18 protein-coding genes and 1 riboswitch are annotated in these 26,050 nt (G+C 39.8%); of the genes, 4 read left to right on the top strand and 14 right to left on the bottom strand.

The window, feature by feature from the left end:
• Positions 1-44: 44 nt before the first annotated feature.
• A riboswitch (purine riboswitch) is annotated at positions 45-146 on the bottom strand.
• Between the two features lie 36 nt (positions 147-182).
• From ACQKKK_RS23800 to ACQKKK_RS23755, 10 genes are all read right to left on the bottom strand, one after another.
• Positions 183-2,384 (bottom strand): DUF4129 domain-containing transglutaminase family protein, encoded by a 2,202-nt coding sequence (locus tag ACQKKK_RS23800; RefSeq protein ID WP_427619621.1) that lies wholly within the window; start codon positions 2,382-2,384, stop codon positions 183-185.
• Positions 2,381-3,541 (bottom strand): DUF58 domain-containing protein, encoded by a 1,161-nt coding sequence (locus tag ACQKKK_RS23795; protein WP_427619620.1) that lies wholly within the window; start codon positions 3,539-3,541, stop codon positions 2,381-2,383. Before ACQKKK_RS23795 ends, ACQKKK_RS23800 begins: the two co-directional genes overlap by 4 nt.
• Before the next feature lie 32 nt (positions 3,542-3,573).
• Positions 3,574-4,530, bottom strand: coding sequence for an AAA family ATPase (locus tag ACQKKK_RS23790; protein WP_427619619.1), 957 nt, complete (start codon positions 4,528-4,530; stop codon positions 3,574-3,576).
• A gap of 459 nt (positions 4,531-4,989) precedes the next feature.
• Entirely contained in the window at positions 4,990-5,472 is a 483-nt protein-coding gene (gene essA / locus ACQKKK_RS23785) for a type VII secretion protein EssA (protein ID WP_427619618.1), read from the bottom strand.
• Positions 5,459-8,386, bottom strand: a complete 2,928-nt coding sequence (esaA, locus tag ACQKKK_RS23780; protein ID WP_427619617.1) for a type VII secretion protein EsaA — start codon at positions 8,384-8,386, stop codon at positions 5,459-5,461. Before esaA ends, essA begins: the two co-directional genes overlap by 14 nt.
• Positions 8,379-12,860, bottom strand: a complete 4,482-nt coding sequence (gene essC / locus ACQKKK_RS23775; RefSeq protein WP_427619616.1) for a type VII secretion protein EssC — start codon at positions 12,858-12,860, stop codon at positions 8,379-8,381. Before essC ends, esaA begins: the two co-directional genes overlap by 8 nt.
• A 30-nt stretch (positions 12,861-12,890) precedes the next feature.
• Positions 12,891-14,195, bottom strand: a complete 1,305-nt coding sequence (gene essB, locus ACQKKK_RS23770) for a type VII secretion protein EssB (RefSeq protein WP_427619614.1) — start codon at positions 14,193-14,195, stop codon at positions 12,891-12,893.
• Positions 14,196-14,266: 71 nt separating this feature from the next.
• Positions 14,267-14,506 (bottom strand): EsaB/YukD family protein, encoded by a 240-nt coding sequence (locus ACQKKK_RS23765; RefSeq protein WP_427619629.1) that lies wholly within the window; start codon positions 14,504-14,506, stop codon positions 14,267-14,269.
• A 97-nt stretch (positions 14,507-14,603) separates the two neighbouring features.
• Positions 14,604-14,894, bottom strand: a complete 291-nt coding sequence (locus tag ACQKKK_RS23760; RefSeq protein ID WP_427619612.1) for a WXG100 family type VII secretion target — start codon at positions 14,892-14,894, stop codon at positions 14,604-14,606.
• A 432-nt stretch (positions 14,895-15,326) separates the two neighbouring features.
• The gene (locus ACQKKK_RS23755; protein ID WP_427619628.1) at positions 15,327-16,241 is read right to left on the bottom strand and encodes a nucleoside hydrolase; all 915 of its coding nucleotides are present in this window, start codon (positions 16,239-16,241) and stop codon (positions 15,327-15,329) included.
• 322 nt (positions 16,242-16,563) lie between these two features.
• Between ACQKKK_RS23755 and ACQKKK_RS23750 the strand changes: the two genes are divergently transcribed.
• Positions 16,564-16,746, top strand: coding sequence for a hypothetical protein (locus ACQKKK_RS23750; protein ID WP_427619610.1), 183 nt, complete (start codon positions 16,564-16,566; stop codon positions 16,744-16,746).
• Between the two features lie 56 nt (positions 16,747-16,802).
• Here the strand turns inward: ACQKKK_RS23750 and ACQKKK_RS23745 are convergent, their stop codons facing one another.
• Together ACQKKK_RS23745 and ACQKKK_RS23740 are read right to left on the bottom strand one after the other, a co-directional pair.
• Positions 16,803-18,530: a glycine betaine ABC transporter substrate-binding protein gene (locus ACQKKK_RS23745; protein WP_427619608.1), complete on the bottom strand. Its 1,728-nt coding sequence runs from the start codon at positions 18,528-18,530 to the stop codon at positions 16,803-16,805.
• A gap of 4 nt (positions 18,531-18,534) precedes the next feature.
• On the bottom strand, positions 18,535-19,740 hold the full coding sequence (locus ACQKKK_RS23740) for a quaternary amine ABC transporter ATP-binding protein (protein WP_427619607.1): 1,206 nt from the start codon (positions 19,738-19,740) through the stop codon (positions 18,535-18,537).
• A gap of 1,482 nt (positions 19,741-21,222) precedes the next feature.
• On the opposite strand from ACQKKK_RS23740, the gene ACQKKK_RS23735 reads away from it, so the two are divergent.
• Positions 21,223-21,396, top strand: a complete 174-nt coding sequence (locus ACQKKK_RS23735; protein ID WP_427619605.1) for a hypothetical protein — start codon at positions 21,223-21,225, stop codon at positions 21,394-21,396.
• 467 nt (positions 21,397-21,863) lie between these two features.
• On the opposite strand, the gene ACQKKK_RS23730 is transcribed toward ACQKKK_RS23735, so the two are convergent.
• On the bottom strand, positions 21,864-22,271 hold the full coding sequence (locus tag ACQKKK_RS23730; RefSeq protein WP_427619603.1) for a sporulation protein: 408 nt from the start codon (positions 22,269-22,271) through the stop codon (positions 21,864-21,866).
• Positions 22,272-22,333: 62 nt separating this feature from the next.
• Positions 22,334-23,305 (bottom strand): sporulation protein, encoded by a 972-nt coding sequence (locus tag ACQKKK_RS23725; RefSeq protein WP_427619602.1) that lies wholly within the window; start codon positions 23,303-23,305, stop codon positions 22,334-22,336.
• A gap of 621 nt (positions 23,306-23,926) precedes the next feature.
• Here ACQKKK_RS23725 and accD point away from each other — a divergent pair.
• Entirely contained in the window at positions 23,927-24,784 is an 858-nt protein-coding gene (gene accD, locus ACQKKK_RS23720) for an acetyl-CoA carboxylase, carboxyltransferase subunit beta (RefSeq protein WP_427619600.1), read from the top strand.
• 3 nt (positions 24,785-24,787) lie between these two features.
• Entirely contained in the window at positions 24,788-25,741 is a 954-nt protein-coding gene (locus ACQKKK_RS23715) for an acetyl-CoA carboxylase carboxyltransferase subunit alpha (RefSeq protein ID WP_427619598.1), read from the top strand.
• Positions 25,742-26,050: the final 309 nt, after the last annotated feature.

Below are 26,050 nucleotides of genomic sequence, written 5' to 3'. Positions count from 1 at the left end.
CAAAAATACACAAAAAGTATAGACGAAGGCAGATTTTCAGCTTTCCTGTTAAAATCCGCCTTCATAGTCAAATCATTTACGGTGATTCGGTAGAAACTTTCGATCCATATTATCGAGGATATATGAAGGATATATTAGTTTAAGTTAGTTTTTGTTATTGTATCAATATAATAAAAACCTGGTCAAGAGCTAGTTTTTCTCATTAAGCTTTCCCAACCCTTTTGAAAGTGTTTCCATTCGCCATCTTCCACGTCTCCACGATATATCATTAACTCGTATCCAGCCGTCAATTCACTCATCTCATCTGTATCGTACACTGCATCCACGTAGGCTGCGTACTCCCTTAAAGTTTGCCCCTCCGGACGAACTAAACCTGCTCGCTTTAATTGTTTCAGTAATATTAAATATGCTGTCGTAAAACGAGCACCTGATTTGTTTCTATAATGATGAATCTGCAGATATGGAATCCACTTCCTTCTGGAAAAATAGCCTATTGAAGCAAGAATCATTACACTTAACAGTGTGATGGCAGTCCATTTCAAGAGTCCTCCCATGCCCCCAATACTAATTTTGCCTGATGATTGAGTTTCCCTATCGGGTGTATTCTGCCGTTCCCTGGTCTCTTTCTTTGTTTGTTCTTCATTAGTTGGGGTTTCTTCAGGGTTCTTGATTTCTTCCTGTTTCAACTCCGAATCGTAAAATTCAACTTCCCCATCGAAACCCTTTGTCGGCTCGAAGGGGACCCAGCCTATCCCTGAGAAATAAACCTCGGCCCAGGAATGTGCATTATTATTGGTCACCTTATAAACGGATTCACCATCATGGATTGATTTTTCCCCTTCCGTATAACCCTTTACCCACCTGGCAGGTATATTGGCGGCACGAAGTAAAACGACCATTGCACTTGAATAATTATCACAATACCCTATCTGCGTCTCGAATAAAAATTGATCGACATAATCTTGATTTGTTTCCGGATACGGAATATCGTCCTTTGAATAAATGAATTCAGGCCCGTCAAAATAATCCTCTATTGCTTTTGCTTTATCGTACCAATTCGATTCATTTCTTGTAAGTCGGGATCCCAATTCGTAGATCCGGTTTGGCAATCCCTCTGGAAGCTGTGTGTTTTTTTCCATTAACAAATCCATCGATTCGTCAGGTTCTGTGGCTTTCCTTAACTCAGCTATATCAAAACTCGGCATATCATAAACCAGCTCATACTCTTTCATGACCAGTCGTTCGCCATTTTCCTGTTCAGATATTACTTTGTCCATCCCCTGATAATATTTGAAATCCATTCCGTTCTTACCCTGAATTTTTTTTAAATACCCGGACTGCGGATGAAGTATATGGGAATATGATTCCGTCATGGACAGCTTTGCCGTCATTTCTTCTGTTTTAACCACTTCAGGAACGTCATAAATATTTAAAGATGCCATATCCTGACCGTTGGAAAAAGAGTGAAAGTCCTTTTCCAGTATGGAAACCCATCCTTTCCCGGTATAAATATCTTTGTTCTCCACTTTCCAATAATGTCCTGCAGGTGCATTATTATAAAAAACGGTGGAACTATCTGGCTCAATCGAACCGCCAAGATCCGAATCATCTTCATCATATCCGACACTTTTCTCCTTCGAACTACCGTCTTCTTTTAGGGCTTTATCAGAATAAGAAGTAATATAAGGCACTGGGTCCGGCCACTGCGGAGAGAGTTTTGGGGCACCGAAACCAACAAGGACACTTACCGATATCATTCCGGTCAGCATCAGGAGCCATTTATTTATGGAAACCATCGGAAACCTAATCATCTCGTGTATCGTTAGACGCAGCAGGGACAGCAGACCGAGCATCAAGAACCCGATGATGATGATCCTTATCATTGCCTTATCTCCCACATAGGGAGTGAATGTATCTAGTACAGAGATGAAAATCACTGTTAACATAAAAAAGAAAAAGATGCTTTGCCTCACCATCACCCAGTAATGAATCAAATACGTTACAAGCCAAAGAAGGACAAAAAACAGCAACGTCCGAAACGGATTTGTTAGCAATCCCCAATTCCCATCGTATATATACCCTAGGTTTTCCGAAAAATCCACTAGAAAACCTTTCAACCATGATAATTGAAATAAAGCGGTTTTCGAATGAAGGAACTGTAAAGAAATCATTATATAAGCACTAATGAGAATAAACCGGATTGACCAATGTACGTGGAAATAGTGCAGTAGTAAGGAAAAAATCAAAAATAGGACAAAAATGATGATATTCCCTGTATCGGTGAGTTTATCGACAGGCCTTAACCACTCAGTGATCAACAACAGACCAAAGATATATAGGAGGACATGCATGAACCTTTCCAACTTTTCGGTAGTGACTTTCATTCCGCCATCACCTTTGATAAATCAAGCTTTAGTTGGCCATGTTCAAAAAAGCTAACCTTTATCCCCCTCGAGACTGCTGTAGATCTTGACATTTTTTCCTCATCAGTAAGATCTGCCGGTTTCTTCACACATAACATCAATCCCTGATTAGCACGGGAAGCACTCAACATGTCCACCTTTTCTAAGGTTAAGTCTGAAACAATGAATATCACAGCAGCGTTTGCCGGAAAGATTCCCTTCCATATATTTTCTTTCAATGCGTTTACCTCACTTGGTTCTTCTTTAGCAAGTCGATAAAAAATCTTTCTTCTTTGATTATTGCCTGCTCCTGTCGGTATAATTACCTTCGATCCCATACTTGCATACCCGACCTCCATGCCTTTTTTTAACATGGCATGTGCAATGGAAGCCGTCATTACAATGGATTCTTCTAATAAATCCGAAGGCTTATTATCAAGCATGATGAATAAATCCCGGTTTTTCTGCACTTCGAATTCCTTCGTCATGATTTCACTCGTTCTAGCCGTCGCCTTCCAGTTAATCCATGATAACTGATCGCCTGGCTGATACTCCCTTACCCCGGAGACCACTGAATGTTCCCGTTGTGTTTTCTTTGTTGAACCCACTGCCCCCTCATTGAACACTCGAGCAAGATTACTGTAGGCAAGCTCATGATATGGAGGGAAAACAGTTATTTTCAAAGGTGAGCTATATATCGCCTCCTTTTCAAAGAGCCCGAAAAAATCCTCTACTCTGAAGCGGATCGATTGAAACGAATGTTCTCCGCGTGGCAAGTTTTCCAAGGTATATGACATACTGAAGGTACGCTTGAACCCCGGAAAGATCATTATTTTCCTTTGGAATCCGCTATCTTCCATCCTCTGAGGCAATTCCTCCTCTACCAACATAAATAATAGGGGCAGCAGGTTTTTACGGGTAAATGTCAAGACTACTTCAACAGATTCGCCTGCATGGCATTCCCTTTTATTGCTCTTTCTCTCAACGGTAAAGGCATGCAGCGGATAAAACAGCAGAAGCGCTGCGTACATTGAAAACGGCAAAAACGAATAAAAAATAAACCAACTGACAAAACCACCTTGAAACATTGCAAAGCAGAAGGTAACGGCCATGAGTGATACCAGTCCGATTACACTCATATTTCCCCTTGAAATGCTGATGAATTTTCCCATTAAGTCACAACTCGCTTTACAGGCACTTGAGTCATCGCGACAATTTCATGTATCACCATCCCGGCATCGAATCCAGCATAATTCGCTTCAGGTTTCAAAATAAGCCGGTGGGAGAATACGAATGGAACTAAATATTGAACATCGTCCGGTAGAACATAGTCCCTGCCCTGGATCAAAGCGTATGCTTGGGCTGCCTTCATCAACGCTATCGATCCACGCGGGCTTACCCCTAAATAAACCCCTTCATACGTTCGGGTTTTATTCGCCAATTCAACAATATAACGTTTTATTGTGTCATCCACTATCACCGCTTTTACCTCTGCCTGTAATGCTATCAATTCATCTAAGGTGATGACGGATTCAAGCTCTTCAAGCGGTGCCATATATTGAGCCCTATGAAGTACCTCTATCTCTTCCTCCACTCCTGGATAGCCCATGTTCATTTTTAATAGGAATCTATCCAATTGAGCCTCTGGAAGCGGATATGTTCCCTCGTACTCAATGGGATTTTGTGTCGCCATTACGAAAAAGGGCTTATCCAATCCTCTTGTGATACCATCAATTGTCACACTTGCTTCTTCCATGGCTTCAAGCAAGGCAGACTGCGTTTTAGGCGAGGTCCGGTTAATTTCATCGGCTAAAACAATATGGCCCATTATCGGTCCTGGCCTAAAAATGAATTCTTGTTCCTTAGGATTAAAGATGGAAACACCCGTTACATCAGAAGGCAGTAAATCAGGCGTGAATTGTATACGCTTAAAGCTTGCACCAATTGATTTTGCCAGCGCTCTTACCATTACTGTCTTTCCCACACCCGGAACATCCTCCAATAAGACATGCCCACCGGAAAGAAGTGCTACGATGCTTAGTTCTGCTATATCCCGTTTTCCGATAATCACCTTTTCAATATTACCTAGAACCATTTCAAGTTTCTGATTGACCTGCTTATAACTCATTCTCTACCTCCTGAGATTCCCCTATCACCATTTCATACCTTTTCTATATCAATGCCAACACACCATTTACATTAAGATCCAATTAAACCTTACATTGTAAGTTTACTAGATATTCAGTAATCCATAAACGAATTTCTCTAAAAATATTAATACTGCTAATGAAAAAGGTATGGTAAACTAATTGCCCTTGTCAGCTTAATAGGGAATTCGGTTTAAAACCGAAGCTGTTTCCGAACGGTAAGTACTACTGAAATAAGATGCGTCAACTCCCTCCCTTTCTTGTTTATGCTAAAATGAATGCAATCCACTCATAAGATATAAGGGGTACTGATGATCATGTATAAAAAATTCTTCATTTTGATCTTCGCAGTCGCCCTTCTTTTAGGGCTTATTAAAACCATTATGGAAATGTAGCAAAAACAGCCCGAGTCCTGACATAAGTCAGGACTCGGGCTGTTTTCATTTTCGTTTAACCTCTCCATTAAGCTTCCCCATTTTCGGGATAAGAATAAAAAACAAACAAACAACAGAAAGTGCCAAAATGACGCCGAGCAATATCGTCAGGTCAAACTTAAGGGAAGGTGCTGTTTCTTTTTCGCTTCTCGTTCGAACTCTGACTTCCGAGAATAATCCAAGCTGTTCTGATTTTGAAGCGATGGTATTATTTTGATTCTTCGGTACCGGAGAAAGAAACAGTGAATCCTTCACCGAGTCCATGACATCATATTTCCCTCTTTCAAAAGTAAGGTCCTTTTGTTCTTCAGGCAATCTCCGCTTCTGTTCCAACAATCCTTCCTCATGGAAATACTCCGTTTGAATATCAATATCACTTTCTTGATATTCATTGGGCTCCACCATGGGTTCCTCTTCTGCCCCGCCATGCGGTGTATGGCTAAAGAACATGAAGAATAAGACTGCCATTACGTATTTAATCCACTTCATGGGCCATTTCTCTTCTTTCTGTAAGACGCTTCACTATATATGGAATGCCCGTTCCGATAAGCGTCAGTACAATCAAGATGATAATAGCCGGAATGAATGCCGACTGATTACCGAATTGAATCGACATGTATACGTCTGCAACCGGGTGGTCGACATTGAAATTAGGCATGATTAAATCCAATAATGGAATGGTAAAGAAACTGATCAAACCAATCACCAGGATAGCACCGACAAACGGACCAATTGAGAAGGCAAGCCGGGTAAACGCTGAACAGAAGAATAAAAGCAGGACGGTGAAAACGGTCCATTTAATCTCCTGCATATCTCCCAGTGGATAAATCTTCAAACCATATATACTGATTATTAAACCTACGCTCAGATTCAATAATGTAAACAAGGCCGCATGGACCATCATTGGAATGGTTTCATAATGATGCAGGAAGAAACCGATCAATAACCCAGAAATGAGTATGATCACCAACATGACAATTGGCGGAATATTGACCTTTTCCTGATGAAGGACTTCCCCGCTGATTTGAACGGGATTCGCTAAATATTCGTACACATACCCGTTCTGCTGATCATCGACTAGAGTGTTGTTCAAGACGCTATATACGTCCGTCTTGATTTTTACGGTTGAGTCTACATTTTGGGACCAATTATCATTTAGCTGATCAGCCCTTTCCTGTACGGACCCCACTTTCGCTTGCAGGTCTGCTGTATCCTTCGTAACCGTGTCTTGTCGTTCCGCTACAGAATTGACAAGGGCGGAAATGGAGCCGACAGTTGTTGCCGTATTGTCTTGAAGTGAGACAAACATTTCACCATCAAGGTTCACTGGAGGTTCCGTCCCTATTTCAGGAACTTCAATATGATCTGATAAATTGGCAGATACTCCTTGAGCACGTTCGGTAATTGCCGCTAATTCAGCTAAAGTTGCTTTCTGCCCTGATTCGACGTTTGCATCATATTCCTTCATATAACCCATGATGGAGTCGGAGAACATCCCAAAGTTTTCATTGACTCCTGCCAAACTGGCTTTGACAAGTTTTGCTTCTTCATCTACATTTCCGGAAACCCCAATTTTCAAGTTTTCCAATTCTTTTATATTGGCTGCAAAAACCTTATCTACATTTGCTTCCGTGACTCTTTCAGCCAATTTGCCATAAGATGAGAGTGAACCATAATAGGCAAGGAGGGTAGTTGAATTCCGGTTAGTGATAGGTTTTTCAAAGGCCTTCACCAACATTGCCCGCCTTTCTCCCCCCACTTTTCCAAGGAGTGCCTGTTCGAGATTCTTGATCTTTGTGATGGCCTCGTCAAGTGTCATACTCTGGAAATCTTGTAATTTTTGAATATCTTTCTGGGACTGTTTCCACTGATCACCTAAATCCTTATAATTCATGCCAAGTTTATTATAATCAGCCTGTAATTTCGTAAATTGCGCGAGCAGATCATTATATGAATCTACCAGTGTATTAAACTCCGTTATCACTTGATTATAATTTCCCGTTCTGCCGTTTACCGTTCCGCTAAGATTATTGATTTCAGTTTGGAGTTCCGCTGTAAGAACATTGATTTGTTCGGCAGTTTCTTCACTTCCCTCTGCCGGCACCAAACTTTCAAGTGCCGTGTGTATGCCATTGATTTGATCCAGCAGTCCCTGTAACGACAGATCATCAATCGGGTCCTTCTTTGAAGGAACAGCCTCCGATTCACCTTTACCTGTTTCCGTTTCAATATCTTCTATAATCGTTGTTCCTTCATCAATAATTCCCCCATCTCCAGAGCTGTTTGCAAGATCTTCTCTTTGCATAAGCAAGGTAGACTGAAGGTTTTCAAGAACCGTCTCTTCAGAGTGTTTGAATTGTTCAATCGAGCTTTGTTGATCTTGGGTGATTTTCGAAATTTGTTCTACTTGTTTATCTTTCATATTTGTTGAAAATTGTTCCAACTTATTATTGCTGGAATCAAGTTTCTGCTTCATGATTTCAACATTTCCATTAATGCCTTGGTCATTTAGACTGTATTTCGTATTCATCCCTTGCTGAATCTCCGGTACAGATTGGTTACCCTCATTCAACACCTTGTCATATGATTGTACACTGTCCATGATCAGCTGCTGATTTTGGGCCGAGGTTTTCTCAAAAAGGTTACTTTGAGCTTTTTGATATTCCTCAAAAGAAACTACATCCTTCACAAAGGAAGCCATCTGGGCTTTAGTGTTTCCTATTTCACCCATTGTTTCATTACTCGTTTTCCCAGCATCCTTCGTCTGGGCAAAGACGCCTTCAAGCATCTCCCTATGTCGTTTGATTTCCCCAGCAAGGCTTTCCGAGCTTGGAGTATAGAACTTATACATCGTATTTTGAAAAGCGATTTCTTTGGCAAGGACATTATCGAACTTCTTACGAATATCCCCCACTGATTGGGAAACATAGCTCCAATACTGCGTTGAAATGTGCTTATTCATCTTGCTCTTTGTTTTTTCTAATTCCTTTTGTACCTTTTCCATATTCTCTGCGTTCAAACTTGTTTGTACTTTGTACTTGATCCCCGCCTTGACTGGCTGTTCATCATCGAACGTATAAATATTCTCTGAAAAATCCGATGGGAAGTAAATAACGGCATCGTACTTTTGGTTTGCAAGTCCACTTTCCGCCGTACTTCGGTTAACCACAAACCAATCATATTCAGAATCCTTGTCCAATGTGGCAGCAAGCTCTGAGCCGACGTAAATGGGATTATTGTTAAATTCAGTCCCATCATCTTCATTGACAATGGCGATTTCACGAGAAGCCGTTTCCGTCTTTTTCATTGGATTTTGGCCAATATAAGAAAAAAACAGGATTGGCAGCGCTAAGATCACCAGTATTTTACCGATTAATAGAATCGGCTTTATTTTTTCAGACACTCTCTTGCACTCTCCTTCTATATTCACTTAGAGGAATTTGGATTTTACTTTCCTGACCGTTTAGTACAAAATATCCGTAACCAGGCTGAATCTCTTCTTCTTTTCTCGAATAGGAGAGCGTATACAAGCTTTGGTCCGACTTTTTAAGAAGCAAAACTGCCTGTCTGACTTGTTTCAATTCGGTTGTCAACGAATCATATCCCTTGGTGAAGTCATTTGCATTTCCAGCGACGATTAGACTAAACCCAAGATGACTGTACTGTTTCATCAAACCACTGATCCTATCCTGAATCCTGCCGTCAATCGTTTGTTGAAGCCTTGAAATACTATCAATGACAAAAATGATCGATGGGAATTCCAGCTGCTTCATCGATTTCATTTCCAATGCCGCTAGATAACGTCGTTCACGATCCTCAAAGATGTCAGTGATATGATCGAGCCATTCGGTTATCTGGTCTTTTGTCTCCACATAACGTACCGTCTTCATTGAAGCATATGAAGATAGGCCACGGTCAACTCCGTCAAATAAACCTATTTCCCCAATGGTCTGTGTAAGCAGCGATTCCAATAGTATTTTAAGGACATTCGTTTTCCCTTTACGTGACTGTCCGACGACAAGCAAGAATGGATTGGAATCCAACTCCACACAAACAGGTGTAACGCTTTCCTCTGAAAGCCCGATTGGTATGGAATCCTCCTTAATGGCTTGTGAATAATATGTCTTGAAGGTGTCGGTATCAAGACGTGTCGGTAACATCGGAATGGCCGGCGGCTTAGCTAATTCTTTATATTTATCCTTATGCTTTGCAACAGCTTGTTTCATTTCATCCAAAACGGCTATATCATCCGCTCCATCGGCTGGTAAATAAATCTGCGTGAGATGGGTTTGGTCCTTTTTCACCAACGCCCTTCCCGGAACAGGTTCATTCTCATACTGGGTCCTTCCCAAGACTGAATATTGTTCCGAACTGTCCATTAAATAATGGACGACCTTCGTCTTAAGACTATTCATTAACGGCTGGCGAATCGAATTTATTCTCGTTGCCGTTAAAATCATGAAAATTCCAAGTGATTGCCCATCACGTGCAAACTGAATGAGCTGTGCTTCCTGGTCCTGCATTTCATCCTTCACTAAATCGAAATTATCGACCACGATAAAAATGATCGGCAATTTATCCTCCACTAATGCGTTATAAAGCTTTATATTACTAAGCTCCCTTTCTGAAAAAAGCTGCTTACGCCTTTCCATTTCCGCTTTCATGAACAACATGAATTTTTCAATTTTCCTTAACTCATCGAATCGAAAGTAATCCCCTGTGTGAGGCAGCTGGCGCAATGGCAGTAAAGCGCTATTCCCGAAATCGAAAATGTAATAATGCAGTTCTTCAGGAGTGAATTGATCTGCAAAACTAAAGAGAAGAGTCAAAACGGTGGTTGACTTGCCGTATCCGGAAGAACCAAAAATCCCAACATTCCCATCTTCAATCCAGTTATAGACATAATTTGTCTGGCTCTGCAATTCGGGCTCATCCTTCATTCCAAGATGGAATTGATTCATCGTCAGACTTGTTTCAGCATTTCTCGATAGACGGTCTTGAAGTGGCTGAAGCCATGGGCTTGCCAACTTCTTAATCTTCATTTCTTCCTGCGTCTTCACAATATGATCCGCAACGGCTTCAATTTCACTAATCTTTTCTTTCCTCTTATTAGTGATTTGTTCCGATACATTTGAGATTTGGACAAGACCAAGGTCTGTGACGAATGCCACTTCATCCTCAGATCCAACCGTATCCTCTAAATATGGTGCACCGCTCCAAGCAGACTGAAACAGTTCATAAACCTCATTATTTCCTACTTGCAAATATCCCCGTCCGGTGACCGTAATATTTGCGGCATCGCTATTCTTAAGAATTTCCTTACTATCATTGGCATCCTGCACTTTCAAGGAGATTTTAAAACGGGCATTGCTCCAAATCTGGTTATCAATAACACCGCCTGGCTTTTGCGTGGCAAGAATTAAATGAACACCCAAGCTTCGTCCAATTCTCGCCGTACTGACTAATTCGCGGATGAAATCAGGTTCTTCGTTTTTAAGTTCGGCAAATTCATCTGATATCAAAAATAAATGCGGCAGCGGTTCATCCGCTTTGCCTTCTTTGTATAAATCCGTGTAATCATTGATGTGATTGACTTCATATCGATCAAACATTCTCTGGCGTTTCTTCAATTCGCTATTGATGGAGGCTAGTGCCCTGGCACTGAAATTCTTGCTTCCCTCAATATTCGTAATGACTCCCAGAAGATGCGGAATCTGCCTGAAAGGCTGTGCCATTCCCCCGCCTTTATAATCAATGAGCAAAAAGGCAACTTCATGAGGGTGATAATGAACGGCTAATGATAGGATGTAGGTTTGCAGTAGTTCACTTTTCCCCGATCCCGTCGTCCCAGCCACCAATCCATGCGGGCCATGTGCCTTTTCATGCAAGTTCAATTCAACCCTATCCGTTTTCCCTTTCAATCCAATGGGTACCGCCAAGGATTTGGAAGACTGATTGGTCCGCCAGTTATGGCTGATAGGCAGATCTTCGACTTCACGCGCTTTCAATAATTCCAGAAATGATACCGTTTCTGGTATCGAATTATTCATGCCCTTTTGATGATCTAGTGAACGCAGCGTACGTGCATATCGCTCATTTCCTTCTTTTGTATGTGTATCAAGTGTAAAAGAAGTATGAACAGCCTTCGTTTGCTGGATGAGAATCTCACCTTCGCGATCATTTATATACTTCACAAGTGTATGGACATTTTCCGTCAAACTCTCTTTTGCATCCGCAGCAAAAATCGTCGAGATACCTAAATCGTCTGTTTTGCCTTCTAAATATTCCAGTATGACATGCTCCGCTATTAAATTACGATCCGTGACGATAAAGACGAAATGTGGGGTGAATCTCACTTTCCCTTTATTTTCATCCAAATCCCTTTCCCTCAAGAGCTGATAAATCGAAGTCAGTAGCTGGTCGCGGGATTGCTCATTGTAGATAAACCCTTTTGCATAGGCATGCGGCAGTTGAAAATGAGGGAGCCATTTCATCCATTCCCATTCTTGATAATCCTTTTCCGGAAAAATGGCCACAAATCGTACATCATGATAACTATGAAAAAAGGCCAGTTGTCCAATCAATTGCTGCAGCTCCCGTTTAACGATTGATTCTTTACCGACAAGGCCCATCGACCCGCTTGATAAATCAATGGATAGTGGAAGATCACCCAGGTTTTTATAAACATCGACAAGTTCCTGAGACTGCTCAAGTAAATCATCTATATCCCGATTGGACATATCGTTACTATTTACTGACACCTCATAGCTTGATGGTATAGTCGCCGTTCCAATCTTAAAGTGGAGAGCATCTTCACTTTCCAATGTTCGCTCCCAAATACGGTCGCTAATACTATCAGTTAGATGCTTCATCTTTTCAAAAGAAGGATAATGATAGAACAAAACATTCTTTTGCTTTTCAGACAGCTCTTGCAGTTCTTCCCTTTTCTGCTCTAGATACCGTGTATACACACGTTGACGTTTTTCTTCTCTGAATTTTTGCTTCTTCTTGTCTTTAAAGTATTGAACCGTCGAGGTTACTAAAGTCGTTGTGAACATCACAATCGATATGATGATGAAAATTCCCCGTGGCTGAACGATCGTGATGACCCCCATGACAATCAGCATCATTAACGGCGGCATAAGGATTAGCCATAACCCTCTATTATTATCCTCCGATTCTTGGCTCGGAAATGATATCGTCACTTTCTCATCCGGCAGTTCATAAATCATTCTTGGTGTTCGGCGATATTGTGGGTAGCTTTTTTTCATTTCAGAGATAGGCTTCTTCATTTTAGATAAGGATGTTTCATAACTTTCAGCACTATGAATCATCAATAAGTCGCCTTCAATCAACCTCAGCACCATATTCGGCCAGCAAATCAGATCGCCATTTTGAATGGGAAGTGTTTTCATTACCTTTTCACCGTTCAGGTATAGCCTGCTTGTTGCATCTGGTTTGAGAAGCCACTGCCCTTTATGAAGAACAAAGGAAAGGCCATTGCCGTGAACAGGTCCTTCTTTACGGAAAGTTGCTCCGCGATTTGCCGATATAGTGATTTCTTTCAAGTTGCCAATATAATAAAGGCTTTCTTCCAATTCCCCTGCCGTATAACAAATCTCGACCGTTTCTTCACCTTCATGAAAGGTGAAGCTTTGGAATGGTTTTACATCGCCAAGCTTCTTTCCCTCCCTAAACACCTCATATTCATCAAGCCCACCATGTCTTCTCAGCTCGATAGGTCCCTGTTCAAAGGGAATCGAATAGACGGTGATTGTATCCTGTTTTGAAGGCCCAATCGTAATTGGACCGTTATGTTTATCCTTGATCGTATAGGACTGGTAGGTCCCCTTAGAATAAATCCATAATAAACTCATTTAATCTCACCTCCGCAAAAGGCCCTATGCTCACTCTTTGCTTTTCTCTTTTTCTTCAGATGATTTTTTCGAAGAATCCTTGCTTTCTTCTTTTTCCCCAGAAGCTGGTTCCTTTTCTTCCTCTTCTTTTACAGCAGGCTGTTCTTGTTGCTCTTGCTGTTCTTCCAATTGCTTTTGCAATTCCTTTATTTCCTTTTCATATTGGGACAGCTCAGTATCGACTTCTTTAATTTGTGTTTCCTTTTCTTCCCCAGAAAGTTTATCGTCTAACTTAATCTGTTCTTTCTGATTTACCAGTCCATACATAATCAATTCGCGATCCTCCATGATTCTCGCCAAATCGATCGCGTCCTCGTTCATGCCCCTGCCTATATATATCCAATATAAGAGGTACTGACTATCGGTTTGCAAAGTGATTGCATTTTCTACATTCTTCTTCCTGACATCATCTAACGGCTCATAAATGACATAGGACTTCGCCAGTTCATATTGAACGACATACGGCATATTTTTCGGATCGTAGTTCTCCAACCGGTCAATGACTTCACTGTATTTTTGTTTTAAGAAGCTTTCACCGCTATCTACATATGCATCCTGCCTAGGTTGGGAGAAAAATAGTGTGTAAATCGTAAAGAACATCAGTGGTACTAGAATGATCATCGTACCCCAAAGTGTATAGCGGCCCGTTTTCCATTTTTTTTCAGGGATATGCACAAATGCTTTTTCTTCCTTCTCTAAAGCATCTATCCGTTTTTGAATGACCATGGATAGTTCATCCCAAGTCCCCGCTGCCAATATACTTTGTGATTCGTTCGATAATTTTAATGTTTTATAATAAAACAGATACTCTTCGAAAGTATACTGCCCATCCACTAATGCCGAAATCGTTGCCTTCGTTTCTTGAAATAGCTCATCTTGATTATGCTCATAAGGAGGCAAACTGTCTTTTACACCATAATGTAGGAAATATGGGGTCAAGCTTGGATCAAAAACGATATTTTCTGGACAGACGACTAGTTGCAGCCGAGTCAATTCATGATTTCTGATTTTCTTCACGATTTGATAAGACGATGCCCATCGACCTAAGAGGTTTCTATCTTTAGCATTGGAAAAAACAAAAAAAGAGGCCGGTGGATTTACTCTGATCTGCACCTCGTCCTCTGTCACTTCTATATGTTTCTGGAGAGCATCATCCGCTTCATGAATAAGCTGTAACTCCAGTGGGTCTTGCATCGATAGTTTTGCCCGTTGGAAAACGAACAGATACCCATTATCATCCTTCACCATTGCAGCTTCTGTTTTTTTCTCCAGATATGAGGATTTTTTCTCATCCATTCTATGTACTCCTTTACCCCTGCTAAAAGGGCTTTAGACTTTATTCCTATAACGAGCCCACACTTAATCCATTAGAGGATCTCAAGGCGGTCCCCCGTCGTAATTCCGCTATCAAGCAGGGTATCATAACCTGAACATACAAACTCTTTATTCTGGACCCGCACCCAATAGCCATCTTTAGGTACACTGGCAATATCCTTTACCTGCCATACAATTTCCACAACCTTCTTGATGGAGCGGTAATTCGAGACTTGCAAGTCAAATACTTCCCCTGTATACCTATTTAAATCGATCGTAAGTTGAATATATATGGAAACCACCTCTTTTAAAAGCAAAAAAGCACCACGATCTTCATTAAGAGTCGCGGCGCTTTTTCCTAGAAAATTCTTAATCTCTTTGACCTAATGATTATCCGCGAATTTGACTAGCAATCTGATTATCTGTGTCTTCAAGGATTTGAGCTGATTTATTCAATTGTTGAGAAACTTCATTCAACAAGCGAGCCATATCCATGAATGAAGGCTTCAATTCTTCATATTGCCCGACAAAAGCCTCACTGGAAGAACCTTCCCAAATACCAGTTAAATGATCTCTCATTTTATCTAAACGACCAATGATATCCGTTACCTGTTGGCTCTCATTATCATATTGCCTAGCTACATCTTTCAGTTCCGAAGGTGTTACGCGAATTTGTGACATATAAAAACTCCTCCTTTTATCTTATATAGTACATTTTAATGGAACCATACATTTTCTGCCATATAAATAAAGCTAAAGTCGAAAAATGGTAAATTATGATTAGAGAAAAAACCTAAATATGGAATTATTAAAGTCTATGTACCTGTTTTTTCGAATCAATAAACCTTTCTTTGAATAAGTTTTAATTTTTATTACTTTTTTATGGTAGAAAAAGTTCCTTATGCCCAACTTTTCTGGACCATTACTAAAAGGTATGGTTCCCATCAAAATCTCTATGAAATTAATCAAACGATTGATTAATTTTTTAAAAACCGATTAAAAGGATCGCCGAATGTACGAAGATCCTTTCTTCAAAGCAAATAAACTATTTTAATACATGGATTTCAGCTGTACGACTTAGTTAATGGAGATCATTATCAAATGATCAAGTTCTCATATAACCCGTTCCAAAAAGTGTTTCACAAACCGATCCGCTTCCACTTTCGTACAGACGCGGATTCTAGGTCCGCTATCCTGTTGGCCGATTGTCCTGCCTGTTTCTTCGCCTTCAGTCACCACCTTGACGTTCATCATTTCTGCACTTACAAAACTTGAATCAATCGCAACCCCGACTGCAAGTGGATCATGAAGGGCGCAACCGCCCAAACCTGGATGGGAGGTTTCATAAGCTTTCATATAATAATCGGCCATTTCCGCTAAAAATCGGGCGCTCTCCTTACCAGTTGCCCTCCATTCATCAAGCTTCGATTTCAAAAGATATGTTTGCAGTGTCACATCAAGTCCCACTAGGGTGATTGGCAGCCCGGATGAAAATACCTGGTCAGCCGCTTCAGGATCGGATACTATGTTCGCTTCAGCATAAGGCGTTACATTTCCTTGTACGTTTACAGCGCCGCCCATAATAACCACCTCTTTTACTAAGGACATGATTTTTGGGGCCTTTTTAATCGCCAATGCGATGTTAGTCAGTGGTCCTACTGCAATAACCGTAATTTCATGCGGTCGGCTTTTCACTTGGTCGATAATGAAATCTGATGCATTCCCTTTTGATGCTTTAATAGTTGGTTCAAACTGAAGGGTATTTCCTAATCCGTCTTCCCCATGGACATGCTTGGGATATTTCTTCTTCTTTCCGCGTACCAATGTTTGACCGGCTCCTTCGAAAACCGGAATGCGCCTATTTAATTTCTCCAAAACGGCAAGTGTATTACGGGTCGATTCAACAACGGGTACGTTACCAAAGCAAGTGGTAAACCCCAGCACTTCCAATTCTGGTGAATTTAATGCATATGCCATGGCCATGGCATCATCAATCCCAGTATCAACATCAAATATGATTGGTTTCAATATTTCCACACCTTCCAGAATTACATTTTGGGCCTCTAAATAGCTATCCACACGTTTCATGTCTTTTCTTATGTATCGGGGATCACTATTTTCCAACTGAATTTTAACATTCAATTATAGGCAGTTCCACAGAAATTTAAGAATACTCACAATTTCCAAACAATGAAAAAGCCTGCTGGTTCTTGTATCTACTAGTAAAAATAGTTGACCGCCTATAAATATCAATGATATAAAAAGGGAAATGAAGAAGTAGGGCCCTTATTCCTAGAGTCTTCTCTAAAGGTAGTTATGATTACATGCGGTTGACGAAGGTGGATAAAGGATGCAAATGTTTAAGTTAATCGAAGATGATCCTTTTACGTATAAAAAGGGAACAAAATTTTTTTTAATATCGCATTCAGAATTCATAGGTGTGAAAAGTTTTGTATTACTAGCTGAAGATTTGAAAGGAAAGATCGAAGTAACGGAAGAAGAATTGAAGAGTAAATTCGTTTCCATACATTGATCTTCGTTAAACTGAAAAAACGAGGGAATTTCATTTCTGAAATCCCCTCGTTTTTCTTATTTCAAATCTTCAATCGAATCAATATCGACGTAATCCGGTACGACCAGACCAAGCTTTGTTCCTTTTAAGTTTGGTCCAAGGTCAACCATGTCCTCTTTATACTTATTATAGTATTCAAGATGTGTTCCCGGGAGCCATGCAGCCACCATAGCATCCGCACTTCCGTTTGCAACGCCGGCAAACATTGGTCCCACTTCTACTTGACTTAATGTTACGTCATAACCATTCTGTTCCAGAACCTTGCCAATAACATTTGTACTGGCAATTTCAGTGTCCCATGCAACATAAACCAGTTTGATTTTTTCACCATTTCCTGATTTTGCACCTTGGGTCCATTCTGATACTTTGTCCTGATTTTCCTTAATCCATTTTTCTGCGGCCTCTGAAGGAGACATCCCTTCAGCGACTTTGACCATTACATCTTCCATATCTCCTGTTTCCCAGAAGAATTGATCAAGAATTTTATATGCACCGGGTGCATCCTGTTCAAGGCCTTTTCTCGCAATGGAATTGATGTTTTCAGCCTTGCCGAAGGATTCCTTCGGATCTTCGAGATATTTCAAGTCATATTTCGAAAACATCCAATGCGGTGACCATCCAGTAACGATGATCGGTTCTTTTTTATCAATTGCTTTTTTCAATTCAGCAACCATTGCCGCAGAGGACCCTTCAACCAACTTCCAATCATCCAGCTTATAATCACCTATAGCCGTTTTAGTAAGCTTCATCAAACCTGCTCCAGGTTCAATTCCGATGATTTCATAATTGGTTTTGGCAGCAAAACTGTTTTTATCCCCGTTCACAGCTTTTTCTTTTGTAAAAGTACCGAATAGTGCAGTCCCTACAACAAGTAAAGCTAATATTGTAAAAATGATTTTCCTGCTAACGATATGCTCGTAAGCTGGCTTACGAAGGTTTTGCGTGATACGATCTAGAATGATTGCAATGATTACGATGGATAATCCTGCTTCAAATCCTTGTCCTACATTAATTTGGCTGACAGCCCGGTAAACATCTGCCCCAAGTCCGGGTGCTCCAACCAATGAAGCTGTAACAACCATGGATAATGCAAGCATGATGCTTTGGTTAACTCCCGCCATAATCGTTGGAGTAGCCAATGGTATTTGTACCTTGAATAACTTTTGGCTGCTTGTTGAACCAAAAGCATCCGATGCTTCAATTAAATCATTAGGCACTTCCCGAATCCCAAGATTTGTCATACGGATTGTCGGTGCGATTGCGAAAATGAATGACGCAATGATCCCCGGCACTACCCCTATTCCAAAGAATAATATTGAAGGAATCAAATAAACGAATGCAGGCATTGTTTGCATGAAATCCAAAATTGGGGTTACGATCTTGCGCACGGTTTTATTTTGTGCACACCATATTCCGATCGGTATCCCGATCACTATCGTTAAAGCTCCTGACAATATAACGATTGCCAGAGTTTGGATGCTTGATTCCCAATACCCAAGATTATCAATCAATAGTAAGCTGATGAATGTAAATACTCCCAATGGCCATCTGCTTGTATAGGTAACCAGAAGGGTTAGGACTATGATTAACACGATGGAAGGTCCAGTACTCATTACATCGACCAAGATATTCAATAGACCCTCGATTACATTCGTAATAAATGTAAATAATCCAGCAAATACAATAGTTATCCAATCCACTAAAGAATCAACCCAAGCTCCTAGTGGGATTTTCGGCATATTCATTGAATTATTCACTCTCCATTTCATTCAAGGAATCTTTATTTCCTGCCAGAGCACCGATAACGGCACCACGAAGAAGAATTCCTTTAATTCTGTTCTGATCATCGATGACTGAGATTGGCAAACTTGAAGTCGCCATCACTTCCATGAGGTTTCCAAGTAATTCATCCTCTTTTACAGTTGGGATATCGGTTGACATCACTTCTGAGATCGATTGGTTATTGCTCATTGCCTGACGAGCCTGTTCAGCAGTCACGGCCCCCAATAACTTCTGCTTTCTATCCACAACAAAAATGCTGGAATACCCTTGTTTACGCATGATTTCCAAGGCAACCCTCGGACCTCTGTCCACCGCGACCTTCTCTGGGCGTATCATCACATGAGACGCTGTCAATACTTTTGATAAATCAACATCTTCCACAAACTTCTCGACGAATTCATTGGCTGGATTCATCATGATTTGTTCAGGGGTTCCCAATTGAATGACACTTCCATCCTTCATGAGGGCAATTCTATCCCCGATTCTTAATGCTTCATCAAGATCATGGGTAATGAATATGATCGTTTTTTTGTACTGATCTTGAATTTCAACCAACTCATCCTGCATATCCTTACGTATTAATGGATCAAGAGCACTGAAAGCTTCGTCCATCAATACTATGTCCGTATCACTAGCAAGTGCCCGAGCTAACCCAACCCTTTGCTGCATACCACCGCTAAGTTGTGATGGCAGCTGATTTTCGTAGCCTTTCAATCCAACGGCCTCTAGAGCCTTCATCGCTTTTTCATGACGTTTTGATGGATCCACTTTTTGAATTTCGAGCCCAAATTCCGCGTTTTCCAATATCGTTTTATGCGGGAATAAAGCAAAGTTCTGAAAGACCATGCTTATTTTCTTTTGCCTGACTTCCCTTAAGCGTGCCGCGTTCATCTTTACGATATCTTCTCCCCCAATTAAGATTTCTCCCAATGTAGGATCGATCAAACGGTTGAACATGCGGATTAGAGTAGATTTCCCACTTCCAGATAGACCCATGATGACAAAAATTTCGCCTGGATAAATCTCGAAATTCACATTATTAACCCCTACCGTTTGTCCCGTTTCTTTCAAGATTTCTTTTTTTGTTTTGCCTTGCATCAATAAATCTGTTGCTGCTTTTGGAGATTTGCCAAAAATTTTCGAGACATTTCTGACTTCTACATACGGCTTCATCAATTCACCTCATTCTAATAGTTGCCCATATGATTCAGTTTTGCTGAATTTCCCCGTTTTATGCGAGTTATGATTATTAATACACAAGCACCTTTAATCGAAATTTTAAAAACGATTCTACCCATACACTTTATTCTTCTGTTCTATACCATATTGAGGTAAAAAAAGCGGAATTGACATATATGTGAGTGGTCCCTTCTTGCACAGGACCTAATGAGCATAGATACTTCTATTTTTATTGTTCCCAAGAAGAAATTCTTTACTTGGATTATATATGTGTGATTAATTGAGCATTTCAAGTAGGAAAAGGAGGTGCAATCACAACTGAGGAAACAAGCAGGCACAACATATACCAACTGTAATATAAACGATTTCCACTTAGAGTTTTCTGTCCAAACCTTGGACTAAAGATTACCCTCTTAAGTACTTCATTTTCCTTAACCAGGTGGAATGATACTTGCAGTATGACACCATACGCATTGAAAATGATTATGGGATTCCCAATGTGTCTAATTTGAGCATTTCAAGCAGGGAAAGAGGTGCAATACAACTGAGGAAACTAACAGGCACAGCATATACCAACTGAAATATATGGTTTTTTATTTTTTAGAGTTTTGGTCAGTCCCATTACACGGAATAAACCGTTCTCCCTAAAGTACTTCATTACCTTAACAAACAATGAATATAAATTCAAATGATGTGCGGCGTAATTGTTGAGTACTTAGGTTAAGATGGTGCATCATATGAAAGTGGCGCCATACTACTATAAACATTGATTTATCAACGGTTAAAGCAAAAAAAGCGACATTGAAAATATATATCCGCATACACGATTAATCATTTTTTTCAAATGTAAAATTATCTCACAATCGAGTACTCTTCACGAACAAAACCAGAAGCATAATTGCCTTCTTTCAATTAACCCACTCATAGGTTCTTTGGCTGTACAAGTTTTCCATGCTGCAAAAGTTATTCAATAATAATAATAATAATAAATACAGACCATGCATTTAATTAAACCCGGCCTGAACAATCGCTCCACTTCTTCGCCTTACTATTCATAATAAAGATTGTATTTTCAATCATTTTTTGTTATTTTAAAATATTTTTTTGACGTTGCCGGGAGATGAAATCCGTATTTATCCTAATTGGAATATCCCTAACATCACTAGATTTCTTGGTAAACAAAATTCTCATCTTCACTTATCAATTCATAATTTCTATATACTATATAGATTTTTTTCACATATTTGTGATCAAAGGCAGAGGACGGGCCGGCACAAGGATAACTGCGGCTGGAATGGAGAAATTACTTCCAAAATAAAAGTGCGCTCTTTCATTTCCAGAATACTTTCACACGCGGAATCAAAATCGGATGCCCCGACAAGGCAAGCTTAGTGGGCGAGGGCGGATTCAAAACCCGAAGGCATGAAAAGAAGGTTCCTCTGATAAAAGGAACGTTTGAATGAGGGAGTGACAATTATGCCTGGGAAAAGACACCACTGTCATGGCGAAAGCTATCTTTTGTTAATCGATAATGATCATACCATTTGCCTTGCTTTTGAAGCCGGTCAACTTGAGTTATATGTAATGGGGCCTGTTCTTGTCTTCAACCCGCTTCAATCTACCAAGCATTATGTACAGCGCCTTCTATAATTGAGTAAATACTTTATTGAAGGTATTGCTGCAAATGAAGAGATCCTGTAAGAAAATGCGGAAAGCAGCATCGGTATCATATCGGCTATGAGACAGCTTTCCGTATTGCTCGCGAAGCTGCGGCAACAGAAAAGTCCGTGAGCTGTGTAGGAAGCGCGGGGTCCTCGAAAAAGAGGAACTGGATGTCACTTTGAATTCTTATGAAATGACATTCCGAGATTTGCAGATGTGTATCCATTGTGTATGTTCTGGAAAGAAATTTAAAATAGAGATTTCCTGTTAACTTGAAGGTTATGAAGCTAATCAAAAGTACATTCTTTTATTGCAACTTCACCCCTGGTGAAGTTGCTGTCTTTATACCTAAGGAACTCACTTTAGTTTAGTGCTGACTTTCCAATATCCTCCTTCTTAAACTTGGAAAACATGAAAATCATAATCCAAACTAAATTTATATATTATTGGCAACTTCAATTTTCTTGACTAATTTGTTCTACTATTTGAATGATGTCCTGGTCCTCACTTATTACTCCTTTATCAAAAAACAACCTCGTGTTAAATCGGTAGGATATGTGCTCTGATGACAAGGCAGCGGAAATCGGCAACTGGAATGAAAATGGAATAAGGATTTCCTGCTCCTCCTCTATAAATTTTGTTGTCAGTATGGTTGTGGTGTCAAAGATCCGTTGTACATTATTCACCTTGTCTAATTGCACTAAGTCACACTCCAACCGTTTTATTTTTTGCTCACAGATTCCTCCTATTATGTAGAATTCACCTGTTATCCGTTCTCCCAGCCCATACTTTACCTTAGGCAATTTAAGGTCGATTACAGCTTTTCCTATTCCTAATTGTGACAGATATCTTCTCAACAACAAGTTGTTTTCCCTCCTGGAATTTTACTACAACAATTAAAAATGATTAATGTTTGGTACCTAAGTTACTCATCCCCATCACCGAAAAAGCCACCAAAATCTTCAAACTGTTCTTCCACATCAAACATATTTTCTTCTATTCCGAGGGCATCAGTAGCCCCTTCAATCATTTCATCCATATCCAATCCATCTATCATTTCGCTAAGCAGCATGCCACCCAATACTCCTGCAGCTAATCCTCCAACCATTCCCCCAACACCACTGAATTTATTTTCTGTATGTGAATCTTGTTCATGGTAAGAAAATGGACGCGTGAACAATTGCGGCTGTTCCACAACCTCTGCAATTTGTTGCTGTAAAAAATGGGTAAGCTCTTGATGTTCCTTTAACAGTCTATGATCAATAACAAATTCCCGTTTGGCTTCAATTTCTCGATTCCCATTTCGACAATCGATTTCCATAAACACCTGCTCTACATCTTCTTTCGAAGAAACCCGTATCTCCAATTCATTGATCTGGCCGGCAAATTGTGCTGTAGGAAAGAATGAAAATTCCTGTCCATGCGCATCCACTTTTCCTGAAGTAGCTTGTTCTCGAAAACCGAGCTTACTAAGTGAGTTGAAAATGGCTTCTAGTTCCTCTGGAGCCTTAAGGACCAAAACATCTACATCAATGTGATCCAATCCACCTTGAATATCTAGGTGAGTATCGAAAAAGTAAGAAATTGAACCTCTTGTTAAAGGAAGATCTTGCGGGATTTTGTAAGTGAAATCAAAATGTTTCTCTTCCTTTTCCTTAATTGTAAACGGACCGCTTAAAGGTACAGATGACACTTTTTTCGTGACAGTTTCCCCACGTTTTGTCCTCACTTTAATCATGAAGCCAACTGCTAACTGGTTAATTTGTTGTTCCACTTCTCCGCCATGTAAAATTACTTCCCCTTTTAGTGTTTCACCTGCATAATAAGCACGGTTTTCGTAGCGTAAATCAACAGTTGCTGCACCTTTCCCTAACTTAGCCATAAACTTTTTAAACATTTGGTTCATTTCTCCTTTAATTTCCATTAGTCTGTTAATTTCACTTTCGATTGAACCCCTATCAATTTATACGAATATATAGCTCTTAAAGTTTCATTTACATTTTAAGATTGCCCTCTTGACTATTATGTGTTCCTAATCTGCCCTCTAAATTAAGAAAAAAACTATTAATCTTTATATTTTTAATAATCTGATACATCAATAAAATATTATCCATGGAAGAATGACCCATTCAATTATATTAGTAATCGCATATTATGAGCTTACACCAACTAATGGGAGCATTCGCTTTATTAAATGACGCCTTGCTATTTGGTAAATCGTTCTTTCTAAAAACTGGATAAATGGTGAAGCCATCGATAACCTTTATTCTCATATAGAAGATAATAGGTGTTTTTTAATGTTTGTATACTCGGTTTGTATACAAGCCTATGTATTTCCCTGATAAAATCGTTTCTGATTTTCCAAGTAAAAATGCATTCATACAGGAATAGATAATTTCATAATGAAGACCCACCATAAAATCTTCATTATCTAGGAGGATTGATAATTGTATAAAACAGCTAAAAAACACAACGGTGAGCGTAACTTGTAAAAAGCGGACTTACCAAAGGAGGATTGATGGAGATTTATCCATTAAAGAGAGAAAAAATAGAATCGAATTCTTTTTTTGAAATAGACAAAAGCATTACTCCAATCCCTTTTACTTGTAAATCATGTGGGGAAACTTTTGATGAATCTCTTATGAAAATAGAATTGAATGTATGTCCGAAATGCCAATATCACCACCCGGTTACAGCTTATGACCGCATTTCAATGCTTACAGATAGTGGTTCTTTTTCGGAATTCAATAAAAGTTTATTTTCCGTTGACCCGCTGAACTTCCCTGAATATAAAGATAAATTAATTTCTGATAAGAATAAGACTGCATTAAATGATGCGGTTATTACCGGGAAAGCTTCCATAGGTGGCTATCCGATTGTGATTGGTGTCATGGATTCTCGTTTCCGTATGGGAAGTATGGGCTCAGCAGTCGGTGAAAAAATCACAAGAGCCATTGAGGAATCATTAAAAACACGAAAACCATTTATATTGTTTTCGGCAAGCGGCGGAGCTCGCATGCAAGAAGGAATTCTTAGTCTCATGCAGATGGCAAAAACGAGTGTTGCTTTAGAACAACTAAACTACGAAAAAATCCTTTTCGTATCCGTTTTAACGAATCCTACAACGGGTGGAGTTTCTGCTAGCTTCGCTTCATTAGGTGATATCAATATCGCCGAACCACAAGCTTTAATTGGCTTTGCAGGAAGACGCATAATTGAACAGACGATAAGAGAAGAACTCCCGGAAAATTTCCAAACCTCTGAATTTTTATTGGAACATGGGCAACTGGATATGGTTGTAAATAGAAGTGAATTAAAACAATCATTAACAACCATTTTAAAAATCCATCATCTCGACTTCAGGGAGTGTTTTTAACCGATGAACTTGCAAGTATTAAAACAACTGGAAAATCAAATTGCTGAATTGAAAGAGGTGTCTACAAAGCATAATCTTGACTTTAACGAAGTAATTAATAATCTTGAACAAAAAGTCAATGAAATCAAAATTCATCTTAACGAGAATATGGAAGTTTGGGACAAAATTCAACTGTCCAGAATTCAACAACGCCCTACTACTTTAGATTATATCCACCATATTTTTGAAGACTTTATTGAACTTCATGGTGACAGACTTTATGGGGAAGATCCTGCAATGGTTTCAGGAATAGCTACCTTCGAGGGAATGCCTATAACTGTTTTAGGAAATCAAAAAGGTAAAAATACTAAAGACAATATCTATCGTCGTTTTGGCATGTCGCAACCTGAAGGCTACAGAAAAGCCCTAAGAATTATGCAACAAGCCAATAAGTTCAATCGCCCCATCGTAACATTTATCAACACGCCAGGAGCCTTCCCAGGTCGTGAAGCCGAAGAACGCGGACAATCTCAAGCTATCGCCCTCAATCTTCGTGAAATGGCAAGTTTTGGAGTGCCTATCATCTGTTTTGTAGTTGGTGAAGGTGGGAGTGGTGGTGCATTGGCTCTAGGTATTGGCAATCGAATCTACATGCTAGAAAACACATTTTATTCGGTTATTTCACCTGAAGGAGCAGCAGCATTGTTATGGAAGGATGCCACACAAGCAAAACGAGCAGCTGAAGCATTGAAAATTACGGCTAAGGACTTGCTGGAACTAGGGGTGATTGATGAGATCATCAAAGAACCTGTAGGAGGAGCACATATTGACATCCCACTTCAATCGCACTTTATCAAAGAAACCTTACGAAAAGCATTACAAGAACTTGGTCAATTAGATAAAGGCATTCTACGCCAACAACGTTTTGATAAGTTCCGCAAAATCGGTGAATATATAGAAGAAAGGACATTTAAATAAGTAGATGGACAATTATTTCCCAACATGTTCCTAGACCATTTGATATAGACGTTAGACTCAACATTGTGTAAAGCAAATTATAGTGTCCATTCTTCCCTCCCCAATTACACCTATATCCTTTTGTTACATTATTCATGGCCATGCCAAATAACCCTCCAAACCCTTTTGGCAGGGCTTATCTCTGTTTTACAAAACCGTTAACTAGGCTATATCAAGGAAATCTATTGCCTTTTTAACAAAGCATAAATTCAATGAACCTCCTCTAACTTTAATCAAACTACTTCACGTTTTAAATGTTTGTCCCTTTTC

This window comes from Peribacillus sp. NPDC006672 (genome assembly GCF_050274955.1).
Classification (GTDB): domain Bacteria; phylum Bacillota; class Bacilli; order Bacillales; family DSM-1321; genus Peribacillus.
The sequence above is the reverse complement of the archived record's forward strand: the minus strand, read 5'-3'. Positions and strand labels throughout refer to the sequence as shown.